Annotated in this window: 16 protein-coding genes and 1 rRNA gene; 9 read left to right on the forward strand and 8 right to left on the reverse strand. The window is 43.2% G+C overall.

What is annotated here, in order from left to right; all coding sequences use genetic code 11:
• Window positions 1–3 precede the first annotated feature (3 nt).
• Window positions 4–465, forward strand: a complete 462-nt coding sequence (locus DN068_RS07815; RefSeq protein WP_110998346.1) for a heme-binding domain-containing protein — start codon at window positions 4–6, stop codon at window positions 463–465.
• Window positions 466–573: 108 nt separating this feature from the next.
• Complete coding sequence (locus DN068_RS07820; RefSeq protein ID WP_110998347.1) at window positions 574–1,338, forward strand: exodeoxyribonuclease III; 765 nt, start codon at window positions 574–576, stop codon at window positions 1,336–1,338.
• 123 nt (window positions 1,339–1,461) lie between these two features.
• Here the strand turns inward: DN068_RS07820 and DN068_RS07825 are convergent, their stop codons facing one another.
• From DN068_RS07825 to DN068_RS07835, 3 genes are all read right to left on the reverse strand, one after another.
• Window positions 1,462–2,190, reverse strand: coding sequence for an MIP family channel protein (locus DN068_RS07825; protein WP_110998348.1), 729 nt, complete (start codon window positions 2,188–2,190; stop codon window positions 1,462–1,464).
• 234 nt (window positions 2,191–2,424) lie between these two features.
• Complete coding sequence (locus DN068_RS07830; protein ID WP_110998349.1) at window positions 2,425–2,973, reverse strand: hypothetical protein; 549 nt, start codon at window positions 2,971–2,973, stop codon at window positions 2,425–2,427.
• 36 nt (window positions 2,974–3,009) lie between these two features.
• The gene (locus DN068_RS07835; RefSeq protein ID WP_110998350.1) at window positions 3,010–3,960 is read right to left on the reverse strand and encodes a transglutaminase domain-containing protein; all 951 of its coding nucleotides are present in this window, start codon (window positions 3,958–3,960) and stop codon (window positions 3,010–3,012) included.
• A gap of 69 nt (window positions 3,961–4,029) precedes the next feature.
• Here DN068_RS07835 and DN068_RS07840 point away from each other — a divergent pair, with 69 nt between their 5' ends.
• Window positions 4,030–4,797 carry a DUF5995 family protein gene (locus tag DN068_RS07840; RefSeq protein ID WP_110998351.1) on the forward strand — a complete coding sequence of 256 codons (768 nt, stop codon included), beginning with the start codon at window positions 4,030–4,032 and terminating at the stop codon, window positions 4,795–4,797.
• A gap of 217 nt (window positions 4,798–5,014) precedes the next feature.
• Here the strand turns inward: DN068_RS07840 and gloA2 are convergent, their stop codons facing one another.
• The gene (gene gloA2 / locus DN068_RS07845; protein ID WP_110998352.1) at window positions 5,015–5,404 is read right to left on the reverse strand and encodes an SMU1112c/YaeR family gloxylase I-like metalloprotein; all 390 of its coding nucleotides are present in this window, start codon (window positions 5,402–5,404) and stop codon (window positions 5,015–5,017) included.
• A gap of 109 nt (window positions 5,405–5,513) precedes the next feature.
• Between gloA2 and DN068_RS07850 the strand changes: the two genes are divergently transcribed.
• Complete coding sequence (locus tag DN068_RS07850; protein ID WP_110998353.1) at window positions 5,514–6,788, forward strand: acetyl-CoA hydrolase/transferase family protein; 1,275 nt, start codon at window positions 5,514–5,516, stop codon at window positions 6,786–6,788.
• 209 nt (window positions 6,789–6,997) lie between these two features.
• Here DN068_RS07850 and DN068_RS07855 read toward each other — a convergent pair whose 3' ends face one another.
• Both DN068_RS07855 and DN068_RS07860 read right to left on the reverse strand, forming a co-directional pair.
• On the reverse strand, window positions 6,998–7,573 hold the full coding sequence (locus tag DN068_RS07855; protein WP_110998354.1) for a DUF4136 domain-containing protein: 576 nt from the start codon (window positions 7,571–7,573) through the stop codon (window positions 6,998–7,000).
• A 41-nt stretch (window positions 7,574–7,614) separates the two neighbouring features.
• Window positions 7,615–8,196 carry a DUF4136 domain-containing protein gene (locus tag DN068_RS07860; protein WP_110998355.1) on the reverse strand — a complete coding sequence of 194 codons (582 nt, stop codon included), beginning with the start codon at window positions 8,194–8,196 and terminating at the stop codon, window positions 7,615–7,617.
• A 178-nt stretch (window positions 8,197–8,374) separates the two neighbouring features.
• Here DN068_RS07860 and DN068_RS07865 point away from each other — a divergent pair, with 178 nt between their 5' ends.
• Complete coding sequence (locus DN068_RS07865) at window positions 8,375–9,106, forward strand: ZIP family metal transporter (RefSeq protein WP_165836314.1); 732 nt, start codon at window positions 8,375–8,377, stop codon at window positions 9,104–9,106.
• Between the two features lie 21 nt (window positions 9,107–9,127).
• Window positions 9,128–9,997 (forward strand): TraB/GumN family protein, encoded by an 870-nt coding sequence (locus DN068_RS07870; protein ID WP_110998357.1) that lies wholly within the window; start codon window positions 9,128–9,130, stop codon window positions 9,995–9,997.
• Between the two features lie 32 nt (window positions 9,998–10,029).
• On the opposite strand, the gene DN068_RS07875 is transcribed toward DN068_RS07870, so the two are convergent.
• Window positions 10,030–10,983 carry an alpha/beta hydrolase gene (locus DN068_RS07875; protein ID WP_110998358.1) on the reverse strand — a complete coding sequence of 318 codons (954 nt, stop codon included), beginning with the start codon at window positions 10,981–10,983 and terminating at the stop codon, window positions 10,030–10,032.
• 252 nt (window positions 10,984–11,235) lie between these two features.
• Between DN068_RS07875 and DN068_RS07880 the strand changes: the two genes are divergently transcribed.
• From DN068_RS07880 to DN068_RS07890, 3 genes are all read left to right on the forward strand, one after another.
• Window positions 11,236–12,060: a glycosyltransferase family 2 protein gene (locus tag DN068_RS07880; protein ID WP_110998366.1), complete on the forward strand. Its 825-nt coding sequence runs from the start codon at window positions 11,236–11,238 to the stop codon at window positions 12,058–12,060.
• Window positions 12,008–13,024 carry a glycosyltransferase family 9 protein gene (locus DN068_RS07885; protein WP_110998359.1) on the forward strand — a complete coding sequence of 339 codons (1,017 nt, stop codon included), beginning with the start codon at window positions 12,008–12,010 and terminating at the stop codon, window positions 13,022–13,024. Before DN068_RS07880 ends, DN068_RS07885 begins: the two co-directional genes overlap by 53 nt.
• Window positions 13,025–13,182: 158 nt before the next feature.
• Window positions 13,183–15,456 carry a T9SS type A sorting domain-containing protein gene (locus DN068_RS07890; RefSeq protein ID WP_110998360.1) on the forward strand — a complete coding sequence of 758 codons (2,274 nt, stop codon included), beginning with the start codon at window positions 13,183–13,185 and terminating at the stop codon, window positions 15,454–15,456.
• 392 nt (window positions 15,457–15,848) lie between these two features.
• On the opposite strand, the gene rrf is transcribed toward DN068_RS07890, so the two are convergent.
• Window positions 15,849–15,960 (reverse strand): 5S ribosomal RNA (gene rrf / locus DN068_RS07895).
• Between the last annotated feature and the right edge of the window lie 83 nt (window positions 15,961–16,043).

A 16,043-nucleotide genomic window follows, 5' to 3' on the forward strand; every position in this document is an offset into this window, starting at 1 on the left:
AGAATGCTCAAAAAAATCGGATATGCTTTAGTCGCAGTATTTATTATTATACAATTTTTCAGACCTGCGAAAAATATCAGTGCGGCTCCGGAACCTAATGAGATTTCAGCAAAATATCATGTGCCGGACAACGTGTACATGTGTCTGCAAAAAGCTTGCTTTGACTGTCATTCTAATACAACGAAATACCCTTGGTACAATAATATTCAGCCAGTAGCGTGGTGGATGGCAAGCCATATTAAAGACGGCAAAAAACACCTTAACTTTTCTGAATTCGCCAGTTATCCTAAAAAACGAAAACTGAAAAAACTGAAAGAAATTAGTGAGTCTGTAACAGAAGGTTGGATGCCGATCAATAGTTACCTCTGGGAACACAAAGAAGCGGTGCTGACCAAAGATGAAACAACGGCTATTGCTAATTGGGCCGACAGCCTGGCACAGCAGATCGAGAAAACAGAACAATAATTTAAGTTGTAAGTTGTACGTTTTAAGTTACTGGTTGTATACACAACAACTTACCACGTACAACTTAAAACGTACAACGTGCAACTCAAAAACTTATAACTAGATCAAATGCGTATCATATCATACAACGTCAATGGCATTCGCAGCGCAACCAAAAAAGGTTTCGTAGAATGGCTGTCAACCGATCCTGCGGATGTTATTTGCCTGCAGGAAGTGAAAGCAGAAAAAGAACAGGCAGATTTTGCTGCAATCGAGGCACTCGGATACCATACTTTCTGGTTTAGCGCAGAGAAAAAAGGATATAGCGGTGTCGCTGTGTTCACGCGTATCCAGCCAGATAATGTGTTTTACGGAAATGGCATTATGCAAAGCGACGCAGAAGGCCGCGTAATTCGTCTGGACTTTGGGGATGTGACACTCATCAACGCCTATTTTCCAAGCGGCACTTCCGGCGATGAACGTCAGACTTATAAATATCAGTGGCTGGCAGAGTTTCACGAATACCTGACCGACCTCCGCAAAACCCGCCCAAACCTGGTGATTTGTGGCGATTACAATATTGCACATAAAGAAATTGATATCCATAATCCAAAAGGCAATAAAAAAAGCAGTGGATTCTTGCCGGAAGAACGTGCCTGGATGGATACTTTTTACAACGACGGTTATGTAGATACTTTGCGTGTCTTCAAACCGGAACCGCATCAGTACAGTTGGTGGAGTGCCCGTTTCCCATCGGTAAGATTGGAAAACAAAGGCTGGCGCATCGATTATATCAGTGTTACCGAACCGCTGCGTGATCGTTTAAAAGATGCAGCCATCTACCCGGATGTAAAACACTCAGATCATTGCCCGGTATATGTAGAGCTTAAATAATAAAAAACGGATGCGATTGCATCCGTTTTTTATTTGTATCAAGTATCATGTAGGAAGTATGACTTTAGTCGCTCCACATGCAAGAATGGATCTCTTTAAAACATGAGTCCACTTTTTAATTTTCTAGTAATTGCTTTGTGGCTTAGGCTCAAACAATCCCATCCAAACCAATGCTGCAGCGATACCGCCTACAATCGGCGCTACGATAAACAACCATAATTGCTCCAGTGCTTTACCGCCAGCCAATAATGCCGGGCCAAAACTACGAGCCGGATTTACAGAAGTACCCGTGATCGGAATTGCAACCAGGTGAATCAACACAAGCGTCAGACCAATCGCCAAACCAGCCATGGTACTGTTACCCAGCTTACTGGTTGTAGCAAATATTACAAACAGGAACATAAACGTTAATACGGCCTCTGTAATGAATGCTGCACCAGTACTGTATTCGTGTCCGTATCCTGGTCCCCAGCCATTAGAGCCAAGCGCCCATTCGCCCATCGAAAAACCAGGCATACCTTTTTGAATACACATCAACACACCGGCAGCAATCAGCGCACCGATCAACTGACCAATTATATAACCGACTGCGTCTCCAACTGATATTTTTTTCGCCACAAGCATGGCAATTGTAATAGCAGGATTGATATGGCAACCTGAAATGCCTCCGATAGCATAAGCCATCACAACAACGGACAAGCCGAATGCTAATGCAATACCGAGAAGACCAATACCGGCAGGACCACCGGTAGCTCCGGCCCAGGCCAACGAAACACCCGATACTACAGCCGAGCCGCAACCAAACAATACAAGGGCAAATGTGCCGATCATTTCAGCTAAATACTTATTCATAGCGTAACAATTTGTGTGTATATTAAAATTATAAAAAAATAAGACATGTTCCAGTCTGTTATGAAAACTAATAGCAGGTAAAGCAAATAGCGTGCCAATTTTTCAAAACTGAAGGCACAACGCCAAAGCGAAAAAGCGAAGCCATTGGAAAACAACCCAAACAAAATAGCAAGCATTAACGCTTGCTACTTAAAATCTATTATAAGTTGATTCTAGAAAATCAGACATCATCAATCAGCGATCGCCCGCGCCTTTAAACTGATGAAGTGTTTCTTTAAACAATACATTAAACGTAGTGAGGGAACCGTACACAGCCGTTACATACTGCTGCAGATCTACTTTCTCTTCGTCGGTCAGTGTTTTATTAGCATTAATTTTTTGCTCGATCAGGCGCATACGGTCGCGCACCATTACAATCTTGTGGAAGAAAGTTTCAATCGGCACTTCTTTTGGTTGCAATGATTCATCCTGCGGCTTTAAAATCAGCGTACCATTGTTCCATTTATTGGCCATCGGCACCAGCTGAAATTCGTTCAGTCTTCTGTCCAGTACATTTTCCAGCGCTTCTTCAATATCCGCAACGGAAAGGCTTCCTGTATTTTCGCCAGCATTTTCTTTTGCTTCCAGTACACGCAGCTCCGTATAGTCTTTGCTTACACTTTTGGTGCCGTTCTGCGATTTAAACCAGATAATATATACTTCGGAAGCAGCATCTACAATCACTCCCTTGCCAAAATGCGGATGTTCTACTCTTGAACCGATACCTAAAACAATTGTTTCCATACAGATATTTATATCCTGCAAATTACGGAACGTGGTTTATTTTTTCTTCTTTTTCACTTCGCAGACAAAGGCCATTACAGGCTCACTATTGAGAAAAAGCTGCACGGGATATTTTCCTTTTTTCGGCATTTCAAGATCAAAGAAAATTTCATTGCCGACTACGTAAAAAGTAGTCTTTTTCAATAGCGGCTCATCTTTATACTGCAAAGAAAGCTCTGAAACCTTCGTGCCATCTTTCAGCGTTAAGATAATTCGCTTGCAGTCGCCCGGCTTTCCGCGCAGTACGCCTTTACGTTGGTTAGTAGCAACAAGGTCACTATTAATATAATCCCCCAGTGGCATTGGCGACCAGGTAAATTCTGAACGAGTGAGCGGATCATCCTGCAGTTGCCATTTACGATTAGCCGGATAATGGGTAAACGCAAAGCGCTCCGGATCAGGAAAGAAATAACTATCGTTGAATGCCGGATAAAATTCTTTCTTTTTGGCATTGGTTGTACCGGCAGCCCAGCAAGCATCTGCCAGATACCATTGATTACGGATATTTACCGCATTCCAGGTATGATCTGGTTTCTTCTTAGACTTGCCGATATTTTTGCCAACATTCCGCGCATATCCTTTGATCACATTGCAAGTAATATGGCGGCGTTCGCACATTGCTTTAAAAAGCAGCGCATAACCTTCGGCTGTCGCAGTTCTGTTTTGAAGAAGTTCGCCCACATTGGTATTTTGCTGACCTTTGTGGTGGTAGCCAATACAGTCGTAGGAAATATTATAGGCAACCCAATCATAAATAGCCCGGATGCAGGTACGCTCATCGTGACAGGTTTTGGTAATGCTGTCGACAATGTCAAATAACGGCGCGCCCTTCATCGGACCAATTTGTTTTACTACTGAATCCAGCGTGTTAAACTCACCGGAATTTACATTTTGACTTCTTGCTGTAAAGCTGAAAAACAGCAACAATGCGATCGCTAAATATTTCATAGAGCCTTGAAAAAGGTCCGCAAATTAGAAAGAGTTTGTACATTAAATGCATTATAAAATTGTTACGCCATGCTCCCTGCAACCACCACATCCACTACCATCGACAACATCATTCTGCAGCTCGAAGCCATCATCTCCGAATGCATCGCAACCAATAATCGAGCCGGTTATTTTGCCGCTCTATACCACCGTGTAACGGTACGCATAAAGGAAGGCATCATGAATAAGGAATTTGAGAACAACGAGCGGATGGAATTATTTGACGTAACCTTTGCTCAACGTTACCTGGATGCCTGGACAGAATGGAAACAGGGAAAACAACCTACAAGTTCCTGGAAAATTGCCTTTGAAGCGGTAGCACATAAAAAGGACATTGTACTGCAACATCTGTTGCTCGGCATGAATGCACACATCAATCTTGATCTCGGCATAGCAACCGTAATCACTATGGATGGTGGCGATATGGAAGGGATAAAAAACGACTTCAACAAGATCAACAGCATTCTGGCTGCCCTGGTCAATAAAGTAGAAGATTGCCTGGTGAAAGTAAATCCATTAATGAAACTATTATCACTGCAGCGTTTCAATTTTGATGAATTATTAGTTCAGTTCAGCATCGATCTGGCGCGAAAAGGCGCCTGGGACTTTGCCACCACACTCTGTAGCAAAACCGGTACAGCTTATAATGAATGTATCGCTTCGCGAGACGCCAAAATAGCGGAACTGGCTGCCAATCTCGCTCGTCCCGATAGCTGGTTGCTACGTTTCACTGTGAGACTCATTTATTGGTACGAAACGAAAAATGTCGGTAAAAACATCGCGGATCTGCAATCCTGATTTTTTAGAAAAAATATTGGCAGTTTTAAATCCAAAACATTGGCTGATACGTAAATAAATGCCGCATCGTCCTCCTTTTTCATCTTGAAACATCAGAGAAAAGCAACGCTGTCAATTTTGGCACGATTTTAGTATACTATTAGTATCAAAGATATTCTCCCTCAAGAAGGGCCCCCATCACTATAAGTCCCCGCACATGCGGGGACTTTTTATTTTCCTAACGTTCATAAAGCTCTAATGGCAGGCCATCCGGATCTTCAAAAAAAGTAAACCGGTGCCCGGTGTATTCATCAATACGAACAGGCTGCACGTCCACACCTTTTTTCTTTAATACCGAAACGCATGCATCCACATCTTCCACTTCAAACGCCAGATGCCGTAGTCCCATTGCTTCAGGTTCTGTTGGGCGCGCTGGGGGATTTGGGAACGAGAACAGCTCGATACGGTATTGTCCGGCCACTGCGAGATCCAGTTTGTAAGACTGCCGTTCTTCGCGGTAAACTTCCCGGACAATTTCAAGCCCCAATATATCTGTATAAAATTCTTTGGAGCGCTCATAATCCGAACAAATAACGGCGATATGATGAATCCCTTTGAGTAATGCCATAGCAGATGTGTTTATGTTATTTAAATATACGGTATTCGCTCCTTCAAAAAGATGATTTTATTCATTGTTTCGTTTATTGTATTCGGTAATTTGGTAGAAACAAATCGCTATGCAAATCTGTACCTCTGCAGCCGAAGCTGTATCTGATATTGCGCCGGGTCAAAGTGTTTTCATTCACACTGCTGCCGCCACACCACGCGAGCTCGTAATGGCCATGGCAGAAAGGAGCAATCAATTGCATGATGTAAAAATATACTCAATACATACGGAATGGGAAGCAACTTATGCATTGCCGCAACATGCACATGCATTTGAGATCAATTGTTTTTTCGTGGGGGCCAATATCCGTAAGGCAATCAATGAAGGTACCGCCAGCTATATACCCATGTTCCTGAGCGAAATTCCGTTACACTTCCGCTCCGGTGCCTGTCCGATCAATGTGGCGCTGATTTCTGTTTCACCACCTGATAAAAACGGCTTTTGCACACTCGGCGTTTCCTGCGATGTAAGCCGCGCTGCAATTGAAATGGCGGATGTGGTCATTGCAGAAGTCAACAGCAACATGCCGCGCGCATTGGGCGATGGCGTAATCCACGTCTCGCGCATTGCAAAAGCGATTAATGTCGATTATCCTTTGTTTGAAAGTAAAGTAACCGAACCAACAGCCACAGAACTACAGATCGGTAAAAATGTAGCCAGCCTTATCGAAGATCGCGCTACGCTGCAAATGGGCATTGGTGGCATTCCAAACGCAGTACTGGCTTCACTGCACGCACACCAGGACCTCGGCATTCATACTGAAATGTTTTCCGATGGTCTGATTCCTTTGGTGGAAAAAGGAATTATCACGGGCAAATACAAAAAGATTCACCCGGGTATGATCGTCAGCAGTTTCGCAATTGGATCACGCAAACTTTATGATTTTATCGACAACAATCTGATCGTACGCATGCTTGATGTGGAATACGTAAACAATCCCGGCGTCATCAAAAAGAATCCGCGCGTGACGGCCATCAACAGCGCTATTGAAGTAGATATCTTCGGTCAGGTTTGTGCAGATTCAATTGGCACCTATCAATATTCCGGTGTTGGCGGACAAGTCGATTTTATGCGCGGAGCGGCGCTTTCCGAAGGAGGTAAACCGATCATCGCCATTCCTTCGCAAACAGCAAAAGGAGTTTCCCGTATTGTTTGCAGGCTGAAACCTGGCGCTAGTGTGGTAACCACGCGCTCTCATGTGCATTATGTAGTTACGGAATACGGCATCGCACAACTGCACGGCAAAAATCTAAAAGAACGCGCCAAAGCACTAATCCATATCGCACACCCTGCTCACCGAGAACTGCTGGAACAGGAAGCGTTTGAGATTTTTAAGTCTTTCTAATAGACAGTTGACAAGGGAGCATAAAAACATCTTCGTTGCCATTAGACCTTTTGAGTTCTAACATGAGCTTTCCACCTTTGATTCTTATGCATCTTTGCGGGAAACATATAGCTGCAGGCAGTTTTCAAACAATAAAAAAACGGTCAGACCAATTCAGATGTCCGACCGTTTAATTTTTTATATTTTGAATTGTCAACTGTCAACTGCATTTACTTCTTAGTCGCAGTCGCCACTCCCGGCGGATAGCCAGCCATAATCTTGGCTACAATGCCCTGTATCTGCTGATCCGGATTTTCCATTGGCTTATCTATTTCCTGATTACCAATTCCTTCCCACACCAGACTTTTTGTGTTCGCATCCACCACTTCAACGATCAATGAACCGTCTTTGTAATCCGTCACGTTGTACGTTGTATAACCAGAAGCCATACCGCCACCCCATCCGTACGGACGATAATAACCGCCATAACCGTAATAATTAGTATTAGCCGTTACTTGCTGTTCGTTTTTGATGATCGTCACCACATTCACCAGCACATCCGGATTCGAGGATGCTTCCTGCAATCCTTTTTTCACCATTTCCGCTTTCACAGCCGATTCAATACGGCTACGGTTCAGCTGACTGATGGTTTCATTTTTTTCTTCAGGCACATAAAGACTAAACGTTTTGTATTTGCTGAAGTCTGCTTTGCGATCATAATCCGTAGTTACCTTCAACTGGGGAGTACAAGCGGTTATCGTTAAGGTAGACAATGCAGCTAACAATAAGATTCTGGCGAGTTTCATAAATGACTTTTTTGGTGAATAAAGAATATTATGAATGTTGATTAATTTTTTGTCTGTTTCGTTTTGCCTGGCGGAAAACCTTTCATGATTTCTTTTACCACTGCTTTAATCTGCCCTTCCGGATTCGTGAGCGGCTGCTCCACCTGAGCGCTGCCTACACCTTCCCACAATAAATTCTGGTTGGATGCATCCGCCATATCAATAATAATAGAACCATCCTTAAACTGATTCGCATCAGAGGTAGTATAAACCGGCGGACCAAACGATGTATTCCAGTAGTAAGGTCGGTACATTCCTCCGTAAGCATAATCATCCGTCACGGCCATGCTTTCTTTCGTCTGACGAATTACAGTGACGATATTCACGATTATATCTGGTTTCAAAGTATCCTGCGCAAATCCATGCTTGGTCATTTCCGAAATCACTGCAGCCCTCAGCAAATCTTTATTATGCTGGCTTACCGCATCGAGCCGCACATCCACTGGATTTATCCGGTAGGTTTTGTACTTAGTAAAATCTACATGCTTATCATAATCTGTCGTCACTTTCAATGGCGACCCACAACCTGGTGCCATCATCATTACCATGCTTGCCAGAACTATAAATTTTAAAAAACGAATCATGTACCAGACTTAAACAATGAATAAAACCTTTATAATATTAGCGAAATATATCTAATAAATAAAATCGGAATATGTTGATGCTATTTTTATAACTATCGCAGAATAGAGAGATTAGAAGTCATTAGTTTTTTCATCGGAAAAAATGGTTTTACTTTTACACCTTATCTACTTTTTTTGCATGCACACCTGGTACAGCCTTTTACTATTCGTTATCACCTGCCTGGGCGGTAGCATCCCACTATGGATAAAAGGTCTGGATGATCGGCGTATGCATTATCTGCTGGCCTTTTCAGGTTCATTTTTGCTGAGCATCACGTTCCTGCATTTACTACCTGAAACATTCGAAGACCTCAATGCCAGCGCTGGTTTCTATCTGCTGATCGGTTTCTTTTTCCAACTCGTGATCCAGCGATTTACACATGGCGTGGAGCACGGACACACACATATTCATCCGCACGAACACGGACATGTAATTGCACTGGCGCCTATTCTTACAGGACTTTCGTTACATGCTTTTATGGAAGGTTTGCCGCTCGGATTCAATTACCGGATGCACGGCACTGAGCCATCTTTGTACATGGCGGTAGCAATCCATAAAATTCCGGAAGCCATGCTGGTCACAAGCCTGGTAGCTGCGGTGAAGGGAAAATCAAGAGGTTTGCTGACGCTCATTTTATTTTCAGCGGTAACGCCAGTCGCCGGTCTGCTGGCACAACTGCTCGGCGAGCATTACAATTTCATGTCTAAAACAATCATGATTTTGATTCCGGTAGTTGCAGGGGCGTTTATACACATCGCTACAACCATTTTCTTTGAAAGCGGCACCAAACAACATTTGCTCACAAGGCAAAAAATCATGGCCATGCTTTTCGGCGTGGGCCTCGCTATGCTTACTTTGTATTTCGATTAGCGCTTTTAAATTTTAAAATTCATGAAGCCGTTTCTTGTTGCCTGCTTTATTCTGTTTGCATCTTTTTTCTGTCGGGCACAGAAGACGGCAACAGTAAATGGACACTCGCTGCTCTGGCGTATAGAGGGCAAAGGATTATCGAAACCGTCCTATCTTTTTGGCACCATCCATATCATCTGCAGTGATGATTATCTCTGGACAGACAAAATGAAACAATGTTTGCACGCGGCCGATAAAGTTTGCCTGGAAATGGATATGGACGATCCGGCGTTGCTGACCGAGATTGCCACAGGCATGGTGGATAAAGACGGCAAACAACTTAAAGATTATTTCACACCCGAAGAATACAAGAAAATTTCAGATTATATGCGTGACAGCATTGGCACTGATATTCGTTTCATACAACAAATGAAACCCGCCATATTGCTCAGTCTCTTCGCAAGCAAATCGCTCGACTGTCCCTCACAGGTTTCTTATGAAAGCAATATCATGGAAGACGCAAAGAAGGACAATAAAGAAATTATTGGTCTGGAAGCCGCCAAAGAACAACTGGATTTACTTAATGATATTCCCGCCGACAGCATTGTGAAAGAAGTATTGGCCTCTATCGACCAACCTGCTGATACGCGTCAGGAATATGCCGCACTAGTAGCTGCCTACAAAGCCCAGGACCTTCCGAAATTGTATGACCTCATCCAGAATTCACGTGATGTTGGTGAAGACACGGGCGAATTTCTTGACGCCCGCAATAAAAAATGGATCAGCCGCATCTCAGAAAAAGTAAAAAATAATTCTGTATTCTTTGCAGTAGGGGCAGGACATCTCTGGGGTAAAAACGGCGTCATTCAATTGCTGAAAGACGCCGGATATAAAGTAACACCTGTTTATTAAATTCGAAGCCCAAATCAAATATTAAGGAGCATCTAACCGCGAATAAAATTGACAACTGCCTGCACAAACTCAGTCATGAGTGGAAGTTTAGGATTCATAGCCGAAGAAATATTATCGGCCACTTCATTTGTACCTTTTTTCATAAGATGATTTGCACCCTGAATCTGCACCATTTTCGCAGAAGGCACCGCCTTTTGTAAATTTTCCACATCCGCTTTTGTTACCTGTCCATCATTTTCTCCTTCGATAATCAATACCGGTACTTTTACTTTGGCCATTTCCAGTGCAGGATTATATTTAAACCAGGAAATAAGATATGGCTGTATATCAGGTCGGGCAACCAACGCCAGTCTTCTGCTCACTTTCGGTACTTCGCGGCCGGCAAGCAATTCATCAAAAACATAATTACAGGTATCCATCATCGCCGGAGACAATTTGGGTTTCAGCTGTTCCCTTAAAACCTGATCTATCGGCCGACCGGTGCTTGCAACTGAGATCAGACCTTTTATTTGTTCTTTTTGCGCAGCTACCGCACCAATCAACGCCCCTTCACTGTATCCCATCACATATACACGGCTAAATCGCTTGTCCTTTTTCAAAATGTTAATCCATCCCTCCGCATCGGTTATATAATCATCAAAACGTAAGTCCTTTTCAGATGGATTCGCTGCCTTACTGGCTCCTATGCCTCTTTTATCATATCGCAATGAAGCAACTCCATGATTCGCCAGAGAATCCGCCATCATTTGCGACGTATTATTTACCAGTTTATCATGATTGTTATTTCTATCCACTGGTCCTGAACCGGGAATGATTAACACCACCGGCATTTTCTTTTTAGCAACCGCGGTTTGCAGTGTACCATAGATATCCCCTTTTGCAGTGTGTAGCACGAAATTACTGTCTATGGTTGCGGTTTGCGCAACAGCAACCAACGTCCCCAAACAGAAAAAAGCAGAAAGAGAAAGCGTTCGCAAAATCTTCATGAAAAAATATTTACAATAAAGATAAATTTTCGGGCCTTATCCGTATTGATTTTTACGTCAAAAGACAACTTTACGCATTAAACCTATTACCTTATCGAAACAATGTACAAACACCCATTTCCGCTGCTGGTATCATTTTATTAGCTTTGAGTGGGTTTTGCAATTTATCTGCAGTTTAAGCAAAATTTTAACAATATATGTTTGACTAAACTTCAAGGTAATTGCTGAGTCTAAATTGTAACTATGAGCGCGATGAATAGACTAAGTGTTGTTATTATAACCAAGAATGAAGAAAAGAACCTGGGACGTTGCCTGCACTCTGTGAAAAATATTGCCGATGAAATTATTGTATTTGACAGTAATTCCACCGACGATACGCTTATGATTGCCAAAAGTTTTGGCGCGAAGGTTTATACCCATCCATTTGAAGGTTATGTAAAACAAAAAAATCTTGCAAACGACAAAGCATCACACGAATGGGTGCTTTCTCTTGATGCCGATGAAGCGCTTTCTCCAGAACTGGAAGCCAGTATTCTCGCTGTAAAAAAAGCGCCGGCTCATAATGCTTACGAATTAAAACGCCTGACTAACTATTGTGGCACATGGATCAAACATTGCGGCTGGTATCCCGACCGGAAAATCCGTTTGTTTCGCAAGGGACACGGCGCCTGGATGGGCGACCAGATCCACGAACACTGGGATTTGTTTGAAAACGCAGGTACGATGGGGCAATTGAATGGCGATTTGTTGCATTACAGTTATTATTCTTTCTCCGACCATATAAAACAAATAGAAAAATTTACGGAAATTGCCGCGCGGGCAGCAGTTGCCAAAGGGAAAGATTGTAGTCTGATCAAATTATGGTTGGGCCCAAAATGGCGTTTCTTCACAGATTATGTGGTACGCCTTGGTTTCCTGGATGGTTATGCCGGCTACATGGTTTGTAAATATTCTGCCTGGGCATCATTTGCTAAATACAGTAAAATGAGACAATATGCCCGGTTAAAACGCGTCAGGGAAAAAGTTGAAAAAAACGCCGCAACATATAATTATCAGCCGTACGGACAGTATCGGTGATGTAGTGCTCACGCTGCCGGTAGCGAAAGTTTTAAAGGATCATTTTCCCGGCATACAAGTCGCCTTTCTCGGAAAATCTTACACCAGGCCTGTTATTGAGGCTTGTTCGTTTGTAGACACCTTTATCGATCTCGACGACTTCAACCGCGGCAATACTTTAGTAAGCGGGCACAAAGCAGACGCCATCCTGCACGTATTCCCCACTTCAACGATTGCTAAAAAAGCAAAAGAATTACACATTCCGTTAAGAGTAGGCACCACCAACCGGCTTTACCATTGGTTTACCTGCAATCAGCTTATCAAACTCAGCCGCAAAAATTCCCCCTTACACGAGGCTCAGCTGAATCTAAAACTACTGGCCGCATTCGGCATTGAAAAAGATTTTTCTCTGGAAGAAATCGGACAGTCTTTCGGGCTCACCAAAATAGAACCGCTAGAACCTAAATTTGCTGCGATGCTCTCTCAGGAACGGTATAATCTGATCTTGCATACAAAATCGCAAGGCAGTGCCAGAGAATGGGGTCTGAAAAATTTCATCCAGCTGATCCGTTCACTTGATCTGCATCGTTATAAAATTTTCATTTCGGGAACAGAAAAAGAAAGAGCACTTATTGCGCCATTATTCGAGGCCGTCGGAGACATGGTTGTGGATATCACAGGCCAGATGCCCTTAAGTCAGTTCATCTCATTTATTAATCAAAGTGACGGTCTGGTAGCCAATAGCACCGGGCCTTTACATATCGCCGCGGCACTGGGCCGTGATGCTTTCGGCATTTATCCGCCAATGCGTCCGATTCATCCCGGCAGATGGGCACCTCTTGGTCCTTCGGCTGAAGTTTTTGTACTGAACAAAGAATGTAATGACTGTCGAAAAGCTCCCGAAAGGTGTCATTGCATCAGCGAAATTTCACCGGCATTATTAAAAGTAGCGTTAGACCAGAAAGCGAGAACAAAGGGCATCTAGATTAAGCATTTAAATCCCCCCATTGGTTGGCAACACATTTTTTGCGATAGCCAACTATTTTATTTCCAACCATCCAGATGTGATGCTATGTCTTTTTATTAATAGCATTGCCTATATTTTCGTACCTTAAAAACATCATCTTTTAAAATTAACTCGAGATGCTTCGAAAATTGACCCTCATGGCCGTATTGCTGCTATTCGCTGCGGGCCTGCAGGCACAGAAAAAAGACGTAAAACCTGTCGAAAAAACTACTTTACACGCGGGAAATACGCTCTGTGCATTGGACATAGATGGCGATGGAGATATGGACTATTTTGATGGCAATATCTCTTTCGGGGAAATACAATTGGTGATAAACGGTAAAAAAGATTACAACTGGTATATCGATAGCATGGTTAGCCAGGATACCACCTGGCAAAGCACAGGCCATATTTCCGAAACCCCCGTGTGGCCTTCGGCTTTTTATGTAGACATTGATCAGGACGGCAAAAAGGATATTGTGGTAACACCGCATGCCATGAATTCCTCCGAAAATATAAAATGTATCACCTGGTATAAAAATACAGGCACTACTGCATCTCCAACGCTTGTATACCAGGGCGACAGCATTATTACCAATAAGACAATCGATTTCGGAACCGGTGCAACGCCAATGTTTTTTGACTACGACAAAGACGGGCGCCCCGATTTATTTATAGGTTCGGATGGTGCGTTTCAAACAGGTACGGGAACGCTGAAAAGTTCAGTCGCTTATTTCAAAAATACCAGCACTCCGGGAAATCCTTCTTTCACACTCCAAACGAGCGACTTTCTCAATATTTCATCCAACAACTTGCAAGGGACAAGAATTGCTTTTGGCGACCTTGACAACAACGGCGGGATGGACATGGTGGTTGGGAAACAAGACGGAACACTAGCATTATATACAAATCAAATCACCAACAACACGTCGCAACCACAATGGGTTTTGAGCCAGATCAACCTCAAAAATGATAGCAGCGTTGCTATTAATGTTACAACTAATGCGGCGCCATTTATTTACGATGTCGATAATGACGGAAGACAGGATTTGCTAATCGGCTGCAAGCGCGGTATTATCTACTATTACCGCAACACAGGTACACTGGCTGGCGCTGTGCAATTGCATTTCATGACACAGACATTCGGCAACGTAAAAGTTGACACGGATCCTTTCTCTGGTAGCGCAACACCGTTTATCGGAAAACTAGACAATACAAACACACCTTATTTGCTCGTCGGCAGTGCTTCCGGAGTTTTATACCGTTACGGAAGCCTCCAGAATTACAACGGAACGCTCCCCCGCCTCGACTCCGCTTATGCAGGAATCGTTGCCGGACAAATGACTGCACCAACAGCAGCAGATGTGGATAACGACGGACGCATGGAAATAGTAATCGGTAATTTGCTTGGCGGCGTAACTTTATACAAGCAAAATGGGACCGCCTATGCCCGCGACACAAGCATTCACGTTTATGCAAACGGAACTTTGAAAACAAACGCCTGGGCTGGCGGTTTCAATAATCCACAGGTAAATATTGCAGACTTAAATCATGATGGCAAAAATGATCTCGTGATTTATGAACAGCTCACGTCCGAAGTAAAAACATTTCTCAATATCAGTGGTGTGGCAGGCAATCCTGACTACCGTTACTATCCTGATTATGCCAACCAGTTTCCCCCTGTTTATTCTTATATGATTCTTACCGATTATACAGGCGATAGCATCCCAGATCTGTTTCACATTGGAGAAATGAACACTGGCTATGATGTATACAGAGGATATTATGACAACGAAAACAGACTGAGTTTTAATCACTACAAATCGCTCTGGTATCCTGATCCGTTTAATCCGGGCTACTCGATCAATGCATACGTTTTGCCCTCAGACATTCCTGCAATTGTTGATATGGACGGTGACGGCGACCTCGATTTTATATCTTATAATGTTGTCGGAACAACAATCTCTTATTACAAAAACCTTCAGGTCGAAAACCATTTACCAAAAGATAGCATCCAGGTTTGTTTTGTAAGTAACTGCTGGGGAAAAACGACGCAGTATTACGAACGTAAAATAGGACTAAACATTTCCGATTGTTATGATGTCGGTACCACTTGCCCTATTTATCCCACAGATGTACCCCAACAAACATCAATTAACGCAAGCTGTGAAGTTTATCCAAATCCAGCAAATAGTATACTCCACATAAAATGGAACAACAAATTCTCAGACAACAACGATATTTCTATCAAACTATACAACGTCACAGGACAGTTAGTTTATCAGATTACCGCTCCCGGAACAAAATCGAACGTTGATATTCCACTTCAGTCTATTGCTTCCGGAATGTACATAAGCGAGATACAGTCAGGCGCTAATAAAACAATCAAACGTATTTCGGTAGTAAAATAATTCGATCATTAAAATGAATCCTGCAGGTTGCCTTCCGGCAACCTTTTTTATTTGCAGCCACCGTAGTTGCCCTGATTCGGCTGCATTGGCGTTGGCACCGTTCATCGATGGTAATGCTGTTTAGCCATGCGTGTAGTTTCCCGCAAAAAGGAGCAGCAGAGAAGCAAGGCGTTTTTTCGCAAAAATGGGGCGCTCGCAACGACACGAAGGCACGGAGGTCGGTTAAGCAGCACACAAAAAACGGAAACACGTAGTTGTTTTATAAGATGGGCGTAGCACCGTTGTGCCGCCGTGAGCAAGAGGAACAGTAAACGTCCTTTTGGGATGGAGGGTGGGGCCGTTGGGGTATGGGCACAAAAAAAGCCTCACTGTTAGTGAGGCTTTTTAAATAAATATGGCAGCTACCTACTCTCCCGCATTGTTGTGCAGTACCATCGGCCATGAGGGGCTTAACTTCTCTGTTCGGAATGGGAAGAGGTGAACACCCTCGGCAATACCACCATAAAATCTTTGGTTTATTAACCGAATAAGGTGACATATTGAGTCAGCAACTTAAAAACGTTCTTTCAAGAAAATAAGATTAAAGC

Source organism: Taibaiella soli (genome assembly GCF_003236175.1).
In the GTDB taxonomy this organism is placed as follows: Bacteria; Bacteroidota; Bacteroidia; order Chitinophagales; family Chitinophagaceae; genus QKTW01.

Bases quoted from the DNA above. Each gene is read 5' to 3' on its own strand.
- DN068_RS07815 (WP_110998346.1), top strand. From the start codon at position 4: ATGCTCAAAAAAATCGGATATGCTTTAGTCGCAGTATTTATTATTATA.
- DN068_RS07820 (WP_110998347.1), top strand. From the start codon at position 574: ATGCGTATCATATCATACAACGTCAATGGCATTCGCAGCGCAACCAAA.
- DN068_RS07825 (WP_110998348.1), bottom strand. From the start codon at position 2,190: ATGAATAAGTATTTAGCTGAAATGATCGGCACATTTGCCCTTGTATTG.
- DN068_RS07830 (WP_110998349.1), bottom strand. From the start codon at position 2,973: ATGGAAACAATTGTTTTAGGTATCGGTTCAAGAGTAGAACATCCGCAT.
- DN068_RS07835 (WP_110998350.1), bottom strand. From the start codon at position 3,960: ATGAAATATTTAGCGATCGCATTGTTGCTGTTTTTCAGCTTTACAGCA.
- DN068_RS07840 (WP_110998351.1), top strand. From the start codon at position 4,030: ATGCTCCCTGCAACCACCACATCCACTACCATCGACAACATCATTCTG.
- gloA2 (WP_110998352.1), bottom strand. From the start codon at position 5,404: ATGGCATTACTCAAAGGGATTCATCATATCGCCGTTATTTGTTCGGAT.
- DN068_RS07850 (WP_110998353.1), top strand. From the start codon at position 5,514: ATGCAAATCTGTACCTCTGCAGCCGAAGCTGTATCTGATATTGCGCCG.
- DN068_RS07855 (WP_110998354.1), bottom strand. From the start codon at position 7,573: ATGAAACTCGCCAGAATCTTATTGTTAGCTGCATTGTCTACCTTAACG.
- DN068_RS07860 (WP_110998355.1), bottom strand. From the start codon at position 8,196: ATGATTCGTTTTTTAAAATTTATAGTTCTGGCAAGCATGGTAATGATG.
- DN068_RS07865 (WP_165836314.1), top strand. From the start codon at position 8,375: ATGCACACCTGGTACAGCCTTTTACTATTCGTTATCACCTGCCTGGGC.
- DN068_RS07870 (WP_110998357.1), top strand. From the start codon at position 9,128: ATGAAGCCGTTTCTTGTTGCCTGCTTTATTCTGTTTGCATCTTTTTTC.
- DN068_RS07875 (WP_110998358.1), bottom strand. From the start codon at position 10,983: ATGAAGATTTTGCGAACGCTTTCTCTTTCTGCTTTTTTCTGTTTGGGG.
- DN068_RS07880 (WP_110998366.1), top strand. From the start codon at position 11,236: ATGAATAGACTAAGTGTTGTTATTATAACCAAGAATGAAGAAAAGAAC.
- DN068_RS07890 (WP_110998360.1), top strand. From the start codon at position 13,183: ATGCTTCGAAAATTGACCCTCATGGCCGTATTGCTGCTATTCGCTGCG.